8 protein-coding genes are annotated in these 10,156 nt (G+C 65.9%); 7 read left to right on the top strand and 1 reads right to left on the bottom strand.

Annotation, left to right across the window (positions count from 1 at the left end; translation table 11 throughout):
• On the bottom strand, window positions 1–929 hold a 929-nt coding region (locus GIW02_RS14850; protein WP_236421917.1), incomplete at its 3' end, for a P1 family peptidase.
• 307 nt (window positions 930–1,236) lie between these two features.
• On the opposite strand from GIW02_RS14850, the gene GIW02_RS14845 reads away from it, so the two are divergent.
• The 7 genes from GIW02_RS14845 to GIW02_RS14815 are packed head-to-tail and all read left to right on the top strand — an operon-like array spanning window position 1,237 to window position 10,073.
• A complete protein-coding gene (locus GIW02_RS14845; protein ID WP_236417881.1) occupies window positions 1,237–3,675 on the top strand; it encodes a TonB-dependent receptor in 2,439 nt (812 codons plus the stop codon).
• Window positions 3,676–3,732: 57 nt separating this feature from the next.
• The gene (locus GIW02_RS14840) at window positions 3,733–5,070 is read left to right on the top strand and encodes an LLM class flavin-dependent oxidoreductase (RefSeq protein WP_236417880.1); all 1,338 of its coding nucleotides are present in this window, start codon (window positions 3,733–3,735) and stop codon (window positions 5,068–5,070) included.
• Window positions 5,067–5,981 (top strand): 5'/3'-nucleotidase SurE, encoded by a 915-nt coding sequence (locus GIW02_RS14835; RefSeq protein ID WP_236417879.1) that lies wholly within the window; start codon window positions 5,067–5,069, stop codon window positions 5,979–5,981. Before GIW02_RS14840 ends, GIW02_RS14835 begins: the two co-directional genes overlap by 4 nt.
• The gene (locus GIW02_RS14830; RefSeq protein WP_236417874.1) at window positions 5,978–6,958 is read left to right on the top strand and encodes an LLM class flavin-dependent oxidoreductase; all 981 of its coding nucleotides are present in this window, start codon (window positions 5,978–5,980) and stop codon (window positions 6,956–6,958) included. The genes GIW02_RS14835 and GIW02_RS14830 overlap by 4 nt, the downstream gene beginning before the upstream one ends.
• Entirely contained in the window at window positions 6,955–7,932 is a 978-nt protein-coding gene (locus GIW02_RS14825; RefSeq protein WP_236417872.1) for an LLM class flavin-dependent oxidoreductase, read from the top strand. Before GIW02_RS14830 ends, GIW02_RS14825 begins: the two co-directional genes overlap by 4 nt.
• A gap of 16 nt (window positions 7,933–7,948) precedes the next feature.
• Window positions 7,949–8,902: an LLM class flavin-dependent oxidoreductase gene (locus tag GIW02_RS14820; RefSeq protein WP_236421916.1), complete on the top strand. Its 954-nt coding sequence runs from the start codon at window positions 7,949–7,951 to the stop codon at window positions 8,900–8,902.
• A gap of 1 nt (window position 8,903) precedes the next feature.
• Entirely contained in the window at window positions 8,904–10,073 is a 1,170-nt protein-coding gene (locus tag GIW02_RS14815; RefSeq protein WP_236417867.1) for an LLM class flavin-dependent oxidoreductase, read from the top strand.
• Window positions 10,074–10,156: the final 83 nt, after the last annotated feature.

Raw genomic sequence — 10,156 nt, 5'->3', positions numbered from 1 at the left:
CCAATACACCCAATCTCCACCTGCCGCCGCGGCCCCGCGCTCAGCTCAACCGCGCCCGACGCCAGGGCAAACACCGTATCCCCATCAAACGGCAAATGCGCCGGCCGCACCGCGCGCGCAATCCCGTCCTGGGCCATGATCGCCACCCGCTTGCACTCGGCAACACTCAGCCGGGCGGTACTGGCCACCACCTCCAACGTGGTATTCGCCCCCGCCTGCAAACGCCCCATGGAATCCAGCCGCGACAGCTCCGGCATCGGGTCGCTGCAGTCCATCGCCGCCCCAGGCCGATGGCCGCCGAACTCCCCCGCCACTTCCCACGGCCAGGCCCAGAAGGTTTTGCCGTCGGGCATGTACACCGAGCCAATCGGGTTGGCCACCACCAACGCCGCAACGATCAAGCCATTCCCAAGGTCCAGCGAGGCCGTGCCCAGCCCGCCTTTCAACACCCCGGCCATGGCGCCGCGCCCCGCGCCGACCGAGCCCAGCTCAAAATCCTCACCGGCATTGGCCAACGCTTCAAAACCCAGGCGCCGATACGGCGGGTCGAGGCCCCAGGCCTTGTCGCCGCCATTGGCGAGGTCGTGCAACACGGCGGCCGGCACGATGGGGATCGCCGGGGCGCCCGGCTTCAGGTGCAGGCCAACCTGGTCCTGGGACAGCTTCGCCGCCACCGCATCGGCCGCGCCAAGGCCAAACACCGAGCCGCCGGAGAAGACCAGCGCGTGCAGCTGGCCGACCATGTTTTCCGGCTCCAGGGCGGCAGTTTCGCGCCCGCCGGGGCCGCCGCCGCGGATGTCGATGCTGGCGGTCCAGAAGCCATCGGGGCGGATCACCGTGACGCCGGTGTCGACGCGCAGGTCCGTGGCGTGGCCGACCGTGAGGCCTGGGATATCAGTAAGAGCATTGCGCGGGCCGGGTCTAGGCATACAGATAAAACTTCCTTGGGTTCAGGTATGGCGTGGGGTGAGCAAGCCGTGTGCCAAGCGCACACAGCCCGGCCGTGCGGCGCCAAGCCGAATGGCGGCCAAACCCCGCTGCACAAAAACCAACACCCTGCCCTCGGGCCTGTTAGAAAAACACCAACACCTGCCCTAACCCACAATCAACCATCTGTTTTTAAACGAATTTTCCAGATGGCACAGGCCTTGCTCTCTTGCCTTCCACCAGAGCTTGAACCCAACAAGCCGACTTAGATCAGGGCCAATGCCTTAACCCACTGGAGTGTTTCCCATCATGAATACATCACGCGCCGCAGGTCGCCGCCAACCCGGCAAGGCCTTCGCCCACACGTTGTTGTTCCTCGCCCTGTGCGAGGCCGCCAGCTACAGCAGCCTGACCCTCGCCGCCGACGCCGCGGCCAGCGACAACCCCCTGGACACCGTCGTGGTAATCGGCAACCGTGGCCAGGCGCGCACCCTGGCCGAAAGCCCGGCACCGGTGGATGTGATCTCGTCCAAGCAATTGCTCGCCACCGGCCAGGGCGACCTTACCCGCGCCCTGAGCAGGGTGCTGCCGTCGCTCAACCAACCGGCGTCGTCGGGCTTCGGCTCCACCTCGGTGGTACGCCCGATCAGCCTGCGCGGCCTCAACGGTGACCAGGTGCTGGTACTGGTCAATGGCAAGCGCCGCCACAACAGCGCGCTGCTCAACAACGGCACTTACCTCAACTCCGGCTCGCAACCGGTGGACCTGGACATGATCCCCACCGCCCTGGTGGATCACGTGGAAGTGCTGCGCGACGGCGCCTCGGCGCAGTACGGCTCGGATGCGATCGGCGGCGTGGTCAACATCGTGCTCAAACAGACCGACCACGGCGGCAGCCTGTCCACCAGCTACGGCCAGAACTATGAAAACGGCGACGGCGAAACCGCACGTCAAACCGGCAATATCGGCCTGGCCCTGCCCAATGACGGCTTTATCAACCTCGCCCTGGACGTGAAGAAACAGAAGATCTCCGACCGCTCCGACAACGCGCCGTACACCGACTCCGCCGGCAACACCAGCCTGCAACACACCTACTACGGCACCGGCCTGCCGGAGGCGCGCAACTTCAGTTTCGGCTATAACGCCGAGCTGCCGGTGGACGACGCCCTGACCCTGTACTCGTTCTCCACCTACACCCGGCGCAACTCGGAAAAACCCCTGGCCTTCCACCAGCCGGCAAGTTTCAACGGCATCGCTACGCCGTTCCCCGAGGGCGTCGAAGACACCTTGCGGTTTATCGAAAATGACTTCCAGGTGGCCGTCGGCGGCAAGGGCGAACTCGCCGGCTGGGACTACGACCTGTCCAGCACCTACGGCCAGGATCACGCCGAGGCCACCCTGCGCCACACCTATAACCTGAGCTACGGCCTGGACTCGCCAACCTCGGTGGACACCGGTGTGAAGACCTTCAGCCAGTGGACCAACAACCTCGACCTGACCCGCGCGTTCGATCTGGGCCTGCACAAGCCCACGCAGATTTCCTGGGGCCTGGAGCAACGCTACGAAAACTACAAGATCGGCAAGGGTGACTACGCCTCCTACGCCAGCGGCCCGTTCACCACGGGCGCCAACGGCGGCCTGATCCCGCCAGGCACTATTTCCGGCGCCGGCACCACGCCTGAAGATGCCGCGCAAAAAGGTCGCACCAGCCTGGCCGGCTATGGCGAGATCGGCCAGGACTTCACCGATAAATGGCACGTCGACCTGGCCGGCCGCTACGAGCACTACAACGACGGTTCGGGCACCACCACCAACGGCAAATTCGCCACCCGCTACCAACTGACACCGATCCTGGCCGTGCGCGGCAGCTTCAGCACAGGCTTTCGCGCGCCGTCCCTGGCCCAGCAGATCTACAGCTCAACTTCGCAAACCAGCGTCAACGGCCAGCTGTTCGACTACCGTAACGTGGCGGTCAATTCCGACGTGGCCAAGGCCCTCGGTGCCAGCACCCTGAAGCCGGAAAAATCCACTAACTTCGGCCTCGGCCTGACCCTGCAACCGACCGACGCCACCAGCATCACCCTTGACGCCTACCAGATCAAAATCAAAGACCGCATCGCGCAAACCGGCTACCTCGGCGGCACCCCGGAAATCGCCGCGATCCTCACCGCCGCCGGGCTCAACCCGAACCAGGCCGTCACGTACTTCACCAACGCCCTCGACACCACCACCCGTGGCGTCGACTTGGTGGGCGACTACCGCCAGAGCATCAGTGCCTACGGCAACCTGCGCTACACCCTGGGCTTCAACTGGAACACCACCGAGATCGACGACATCCACGCCTCCAGCGTGGCCCGCCAAGCCCTCGGCCCCACCGGTGGCTATGACCGTCAGCGCCAGGGCAACCTCAAGCATGGCCTGCCGCAATCCAAGCTGCTGCTGGGCACCACCTGGACCGTCGACAAGTTCGAGATCGGTCTCAACCTGACCCGCTACGGCGAATACACCCAGTACGGCACCGCCGAGGCCTTCGACCGCACGTTCTCACCGGCGTGGATCACCGACCTCAACATCGACTACCACCTGACACCGGCCATCACCCTCAACGCCGGCGCCAACAACCTGTTCAACAAATACCCGGAACGCACCGACCTGGCGAGCAGCTCGGGCGGCTTCCCGTACGGCAACTTCTCACCCTACGGCACCACCGGCGGCTACTGGTACACCGGCGTGACCTACAACTTCTGACCCAGCCCACGGCGCCGGTACGCCGGCCCCGTGCCTGCCCCCGATAGGAGCCTGTTCATGACCCGCCGCACCGACCAACTCAAACTCGGCGCTTTCCTCGCCAACAGCGGCCACCACGTCGCCGCGTGGCGCCACCCACTGGCGCAGGCCGACGCCAGCCTGGATTTCGAACACTTCAAGCACATCGCCCAGACCGCCGAGCGCGGCAAGTTCGACGCGCTGTTCATCGCTGACGTGGTTGCACTGTGGGGGCATCATCACGACGCCCTCAGCCGCACGGCCCGCGCCGAACATTTCGAGCCGCTGACGTTGATGTCGGCCTTGGCCGCCGTCACCCACAACATCGGCCTGATCGCCACCGCAACCACCACCTACAACGAGCCGTACCATATCGCACGCAAATTCGCCTCCCTCGACCACCTGTCCAAGGGCCGCGCCGCCTGGAACCTGGTGACCTCGGTGGTCTCGGATGAAGCCTGGAATTTCGGCCGCGAACACCACGTGGACCACGGTGACCGCTACCAGCGCGCCGAGGAATTCCACGATGTGGTCAAGGGCCTGTGGGACAGCTGGGACGACGACGCCTTCACCCGCGACAAAGCCAGCGGCGAGTACTTCGACCCGGCCAAGTTGCACACCCTCAACCATCGCGGCGAGCACTTTGCCGTGCGTGGCCCGCTTAACGTCGCGCGCCCGCCGCAGGGCCATCCGGTACTGGTACAGGCCGGTGCCTCGGAGCCGGGCAAGCAGCTTGCCGCGCGCGTCGCCGAACTGATCTTCGCCCACTCCCACAGCCTTGAAGGCGCCCAGGCGTTTTACCAGGACATCAAGCAACGCGCCGCCGCCCTCGGCCGCGACCCGGACCACATCAAGATCCTGCCCGGTGTCACGCCGTTCATTGCCGACACCCGCGAGCAGGCCCAGGCGCTGTTCGAGGAATTCCAGGCCTTGATCGACCCGGTGCTGGGCCTGCGCCTGCTGGCCGACACCCTCGGCGATGACATTGACCTGGACGGGTATGACCTCGACGGCCCGCTGCCGGACACCCCGGTGGGCCAACGCGGCAGCCGTCGCGACAAGGTGCTGGAACTGGCGCGCAGCGAAAACCTGAGCATCCGCCAGCTGTACCTGCGCCTGGCCGGCGGCAACCCGGTGATCGGTACTGCCGCAGACGTGGCCGATTACTTCGAGGCATGGTTCCAGGCGCGTGCGTGCGATGGCTTCAATGTGTTCTTCCCGTACTTCCCGGGGGCCATCGACCTGTTTGTCGAGCAGGTGATTCCGCTGCTGCAGGCACGCGGCCTGTTCCGCCTTGAATACGAAGGCGCGACCTTGCGCGACAACCTCGGCCTGCCCCGCCCGGCCAACCGCTTTACCGCAGGGGCCACCCCATGAGACGCCGCGCATGGATGCTCGCCCTGGGCAGCCTGATCGCCCCCAAGGCGTTTGCGCTGAACATTCTGCTGAGCAATGACGACGGCTATCAGCACCCGAATATCCGTGCCCTCTACACCGTACTCAAGGCTCAAGGGCATACCGTCAGGATTGCCGCGCCGCAGAGTGACCAGAGCGCGCGCGGCGGCGCGTTCTACTTCGGCCGTGAAGTCACCGTGGGCCACGACAGCGACCCGGCCTACCCGGACAGCTACTTCATCGCTACCACCGAGAAAGGCCTGTGCCAGAGCCCCGATTGCGCCGGCAAGGACGTGCAAATCGCAATCAGCGGTACCCCGGTCATGGCCGTGTTGATGGGCCTGAACAAAGTGCTGCCGCACCCGGACCTGGTGATTGTCGGCCCCAACCCCGGCAATAACCTGGGGGCGATCAATATGGCCTCCGGCACCTTCAACGCAGCGAGCGTGGCGTTGCAGGCAGGCATTCCGGCGCTGGCGGTGAGCACCGACCTCAAAGAACCCGACCCGCAGCGTGCCGCCCTGCTAGTGGCCAACCTGGTCAAAGCCCTTGAGCAACATCGCCAATCTGACGGCGCACTGCTGCCGCCGGGCGTGGGCCTGAATATCAACCTGCCCAAAGGCACGCAGACCAAGGGCGTGAAATTCACCCGTATCGGCAGCTACGTCGGCTTCGAGGCGCTGTACACCGATGACCTCAAGCAGTTCAACCTGCCGGGCAAAGCGGGTATCGGCTTCCAGTACAGCCGCGCCGCCAGCGCCGCGCAACAGCACGACGAAGCGGTGTGGCTGAACCAGGGTTACCTCACCATCAGCGCCTTCAGTGGCCTGCCGGAATCGATCAGCGTCAGCCCCGCGCTGCAACAGCAACTGGCCCATGAGGTGCACCCATGAGCGCAGGCTTTTCCCTCGGGTTTCTGAGCCGGGTCTACAGCCCGGACATTGACCCCAAGGTTTACCGCGACACCCTGGACCTGTTCAAGGCCGCCGAGGAGCTGGGCTTCGACAGCGGCTGGGTCGCGCAACACCACTTCGCCAGTGAACACGGGCGCCTGCCCTCGCCGCTGGTGTTGCTGGCGGCCATCGCCCAGCGCACGCGACGGATCCGCCTCGGCACCGGGATTATCGTGTTGCCACAAGAAGCGCCGCTGCGCCTGGCAGAGGATGCAGCCGTGTTGGACGTGCTCAGCAATGGCCGTCTGGAACTGGGCCTCGGTGCCGGGTTTGATCCCCAGACGTTCCAGGCCTTTGGCCGTGAACATGAGGCACGCCACCGCGATTACCAAGAGCATCTTCAGCAGTTGCTCAATGCCCTGGGCAACGCACCACTGACCGACAGCGGCGCGCGCCTGCTGCCACGCGCCAACGGCCTGGGCCAGCGACTGTGGGAAGCCACTTCACGCGTAGAGCAGGTGGCCGAACGTGGCCACGGCCTGATCATCGCACCGAACCCGCACCAGCCCGCCGACGCCGCAGAAGCGCTGGTGAACCGCTACCGCAACGCCTTCACTGGCGACAACGGCACGCCGGCACGGGTCGCCCGCGTGCAGGCCCTGCTGCCGTCACCGGACGCCGCCACCCGCCGCGATATCGAGGCCTATGTGCAACGCCAGCAAAGCATCGGCGTGTTCAAGGGCGCACTGGACGCAGACTTCAACACCATGCTGAGGCGCCTCGGCGTGCTGCACGGCCCGGTGGAGCAGATTCTCGAGCAACTTCAGCAAGGCCCGGCGCTGACCGCCCACGACCACCTGATCCTGCAAGTGCAGACCACCAGCACGCCGTTGCGCGAGGCGATCCGCGCCCTGCAGATCATTCGCGAACAGATCGCCCCGGCCCTCGGTTGGCACCCCACAGGAACCCCGTCATGACCTTCAAACTGGGCTTTCTCAGCCATGCCTTTGGCGACGACCCAAAACAGGTCTACCGTGACCTGATCGAGCAATTCGAAGTCGCCGAGGCCCTGGGCTTCGACGGCGGCTGGATTGCCCAGCACCACCTGAGCAACGGCTTCGGGCGCCTGCCGTCGCCGCTGGTGTTGCTGGCAGCGGTGGCCGAACGTACGCAGCACATCGAGTTGGGCACCGGGGTGATCGTGCTGCCGTTTGAAGAGCCGATCCGCTTGGCTGAAGACGCCAGTGTGCTGGATGCGTTAAGCGGCGGCCGCGTGGAACTGGGCCTGGGCAGCGGCGGCGCCAACCTCGACAATTTCAGCGCCTTCGACCGCGACCCCGGCCAACGCCAGACGGATTTCGCCGAGCGCCAGCAGCGCCTGCAGCAGCTGCTTGAAGGCCGCCCGCTGAGCGCCGAGCTGAGCCTGCAACCGCCGGCACCCGGCCTGAGCCGACGCCTGTGGCACTCCCACGGCAGCCTCGATGGCGCGACCTACACCGCGCAGCAGGGCAACGGCCTGCTGCTGGGCACCGCCACCCATGACCCACTGACCGTGCAAAAGCCGCTGGCCGACGCCTACCTGCAGGCCTGGCCGCACCGCGACCGCGCCCCACGAATCGGTGTGGTACGGGCGATCTTCCCGGCGGCGGATCGCGCCAGCGCCCAGGCCGAACTGGCGGTGGACATCGAGCGGCATATCCCGCGCCTGCAACGTGAAGGGCTGATCGACCAGGCGCTGGATTTGCAAGCACACTTGCGCCTGATGAACGTGCACCACGGGCATCCCGATGATGTGATCGAAAGCTTGCGGCAAGACCCCTCGCTGTTGCCTTATGCTGACTATGTGATCGCCGTGGTCCAGGCCGAAAGCTCGACCCAGGCGCAGATCCTCAAGCGCCTGGAGATCCTCGCCCGGGATATCGCACCGGCCTTGGGGTGGAAAAGACGATGAACAACGGAGCATGTGCATGTCCCTGACATTCAGCTGGCTGATGCCCCTCTGCACCCCCGACTGGGCAGCGCGGCCCGGGCAATGGATTCAGTTGGCCCAGGCCGTGGAATACGCCGGCCTGGACGGCCTGTGGATTCCCGGCGGAGCCCTGTGCGCCGACAGCCTGGGCGTGGCGGCGGCGCTCTGTGCGCATACCCGGCGCCTGCAATTGGCGGTGAGCGTGCCGCCCGAAGTGATGCTGCCGGCGGCGCTGGCCACCACCCTGCAAAGCCTGCAGTCGATCAGCGGCCACCGGGTGCAAGTGCACCTGCCCAACAGCGAGCGCAGCGCGTTTGGCGAATGGCTCAACCGCGACCAGCGCAGCGAGCGCATCGGCGAGTACCTGGATATCCTCCAGCAATTGCTCACGCACAATGCCAATGGCCTGGATTACCAGGGCCGTTATTTCCAGCTGGAAAACGCCGGTGTCGCCCGCCGCGAATTGCCCGCGCCCACGCTGGTGCTGGACGACAGCCAAAGCCATACCCTGCTGGCCGCCCATGCCCACACCTGCCTGCTCGCGCCGAGCCATCCCAAGGTGCTGGCCAAGCACATACAACGCTGGAAGGCGATTCAACCGTCACTGGCGTTTGCCTGCACCTTTGGCCTGATTCTGGGTGACAGCGAAGACCTCGCCTGGGAGCACGCCGCCGCGTTATTACCGGTACCGGCATTGCCCGATGAACCCCTCGCCACCCTGCCCCGCGCCCGCCACCCGCTGCGCCAATGGGAAGTGCACCCGAACCTGCTGCAACGCGCGCCTGGGCAACCGCTGATCCTGGTGGGCACCCCGCAACAGCTCGCCACGCGCCTGCAGGAACTGCACGGGCTGGGCCTGGACCAGGTGATCCTGGAAGGCGGCCCGGCGGTCAGCGACGTGCTGCGCTTCGGCGAGCAAGTTGCCCCCCTTTTGCGCCAGGAGCGCCCGTAGCATGAACACAGATGCACGCCCACCGATCCAGCTGGACTGGTTTTTACCCACCAATGGCGACGGCCGTCACCTCACCAGCAGCGGCTTGCCCAAGGTCGGGCTGTTCCAGCAAGGCGAACGCGCACCGACCCTGGACTACCTGCGCCAGATCGTGCGCGCCACCGAGCAGGCCGGTTTCGACGGCATCATGGTGCCCACCGCCAGTGGCTTCGAAGACCCCTGGCTGATCACCGCCGTGCTGGCCCAGGAAGTACGTAGGCTGAAATTTCTGCTCACGTTGCGTCCCGGCACCGAGCTGCCCGCCTACACCGCCCACCGCGCGGCCACCTTGCAACTGCTCAGCGAAAACCGCCTGGCGCTGCACGTGGTGACTGGCTCCAGCCGTTTCGAACAGCGCTCCCTGGGCGACTTTCTCGAACACGATGAACGCTACGCGCGCACCGCCGAATTCCTTCAAGTGTTCCAGGCCGTCTGGGCCGGCGAGCCCCAGGCGCATCCCGGGCGCTACTACCGCAGCGGCCTTCACACGCCGATTGCACCGGGCGCGCAGGTGCCTTCCATCTATTTCGGCGGCGCCTCCGAGGCCGCCGAACGCGTCGGCGCGGCCCACGGGCAAACCTACCTGATGTGGTGCGAGCCGCCGTTGATGATCGCCGAACGCATCCAACGCATGCGCGACCTCGCCGCTGCCCAGGGCCGCACCCTGCGTTTCGGCCTGCGCCTGCACGTGTTCGCCGCCCCCACCGACGACGCGGCCTGGGCCCATGTGGAGCGTTTGCTGGAAGAAATCCCCAAGGACGCGATCGACCAGGCACAACGCCAGATGGCCGCCTACGAGTCCGTCGGCCAGAGCCGCCAGACCCAACTCATGCAAGGCCGTGGCCGTGGCGCGCGGGAGCTGGAAGTGTCAGCCAACCTGTGGGCGGGCGTGGGCCTGGTACGCGGCGGCGCAGGCACCGCATTGGTGGGCAGCTACGCGCAGGTGGCGGAGCGGATCGAGGAGTATCACCAGCTGGGGGTCGACAGTTTTATCCTGTCGGGCTTTCCGCACTTGGAAGAGGCGATTCATGTCGGGGCGGAAGTGTTGCCGTTGTTGCGCAGGATCGCTGCCACCTCGACGACCTCCTGTGGGAGGGGGCTTGCTCCCGATAGCGGTGGGTCAGTGAAGTGAGGTCGACTGACACACCGCCATCGGGAGCAAGCCCCCTCCCACAGTTAAACGCATGCAGAAGGCCGCCATCTTAGGCAAGCCAG

It is taken from the genome of Pseudomonas syringae (assembly GCF_021606685.1).
Classification (GTDB): domain Bacteria; phylum Pseudomonadota; class Gammaproteobacteria; order Pseudomonadales; family Pseudomonadaceae; genus Aquipseudomonas; species Aquipseudomonas syringae_R.
This window is presented reverse-complemented; position numbering and strand designations above follow the sequence as displayed.